The organism is Streptomyces sp. NPDC001717 (assembly GCF_042892775.1).
Lineage (GTDB): Bacteria > Actinomycetota > Actinomycetes > Streptomycetales > Streptomycetaceae > Streptomyces.
On sequence record NZ_JBIAUK010000070.1, the window covers coordinates 1 to 1290 of the forward strand.

General features: G+C 74.0%; 1 protein-coding gene and 2 pseudogenes. 2 read left to right on the top strand and 1 reads right to left on the bottom strand.

The features are described 5' to 3' along the window. Positions 1-282, bottom strand: a pseudogene (locus tag ACFYZL_RS40065) (hypothetical protein); the annotation flags it as partial. A gap of 104 nt (positions 283-386) precedes the next feature. Here ACFYZL_RS40065 and ACFYZL_RS40070 point away from each other — a divergent pair. Beyond that, on the top strand, positions 387-914 hold the full coding sequence (locus ACFYZL_RS40070) for a SigE family RNA polymerase sigma factor (protein ID WP_384759372.1): 528 nt from the start codon (positions 387-389) through the stop codon (positions 912-914). After that, positions 904-1290 (top strand): annotated as a pseudogene (locus ACFYZL_RS40075) (hypothetical protein); the annotation flags it as partial. The gene ACFYZL_RS40070 and the pseudogene ACFYZL_RS40075, both read left to right, overlap by 11 nt.

The following is a 1290-nucleotide window of genomic DNA, read 5'->3' on the forward strand; positions in this document are numbered from 1 at the left end:
CGTGCCGTCGCCCTTGCCGGCGCCGCCGCCGGCGTTGCCCGAACCGCCGGTGGGCTTCGCCGAACCACCGCCGGGCTTGGCCGAAGCCTCCCCCGGCTTGGCCGAAGCCGTCTCCCCCGTCTCCCCCGTCCTCGGCGAGCTCGCCGCGCTCGGCTGCTCCGAGGACTTGGAGTCGCCCGCCGCGTCGGCCCGGCTCGGCCGGCATGCCGTGGACGCGAGCAGCAGCGCGCCGAGGACGGCCGCGGCCACCGCCTTCCCGATTACCTTGTTTTCCCTGGTCAACAGAGCCCCCTGTGTGGTGTTCTTCGCTGTACGCGACCTGTACGCACGCCAAGAGCCGGCGGGTTGCAAGCAGTTCGGGAAAGTTTTGGGACCGAGGGGGCGGTATGACGGAGGACGAGTTCGACGCGTTCTACGCTTCGGCGTTCCCACGGATCGTCGGCCAGGTGTACTCGTTCACCGGTGACCACGGCCAGGCCCAGGACGTTGTCCAGGAAGCCTTCGTACGTGCCTGGGACCGGCGGCGTGACTTCCTCGCCACCGAGGCACCCGAAGCCTGGATCCGCACGGTCGCGATGCGTCTGGCGATCGGCAACTGGCGGCGGGCGCGGCGGTGGCTGGAGCTGGTGCGCCGCACCCCGCCACCCGATCACGCTCCTGGACCCGGTCCCGAGCACGTCGCCCTCGTCGCGGCGCTGCGACAGCTCCCGGAGCCCCAGCGCCTGGCGATTGTGCTGCACCACCTGTGTGACCTCAGTGTGGAGCAGGTAGCCTCCGAGACCGGCGCACCGACCGGTACGGTCAAGGCCCGCCTGTCACGCGGCCGGGCCGCCCTCGCCAAGCTGCTCCCGGCGAACGGGGTCGGTGTGGTGGGCGGAAGTGGCGAGGAGAAGGAGGAAGACGGTGGCCGATGACCTGTCCTCCGCCCTGCGCGAGTTGGCCGACAGCGCCGCCGGCGCCAGCCCCGCGCCCACGACGGGCGCGGAGGTTCGACGACGGGCCGTCTCCCGGCGCCGTCGCCGGCGAGCCGCCCTCGCGGGAGGCACCGTTGCGATGGTGGCGGCCCTCGCGTTCGGCCTGACCACGGCCCTCGGCGGCCCGGAGTCCCACCGGCACCCCGCACCACCACCCGCCGCCTCCCTCACTGCGCCCACGGCCGATGCGGCCTCCCCTGCCGCGCCCACCGCCGGTGCGCCCTCGCCCTCCGCGCCGTCCCCCACCGCACCGACCCTCGCCGGGCCGACCCCCACCGCCCCCACCTCCGGTGCGGCATCCTCCACTCCACCTGCC

What these genes read in the sequence shown, in the direction of transcription:
- ACFYZL_RS40070 (WP_384759372.1), top strand. Translation starts at nt 387, where the DNA reads ATGACGGAGGACGAGTTCGACGCGTTCTACGCTTCGGCGTTCCCACGG.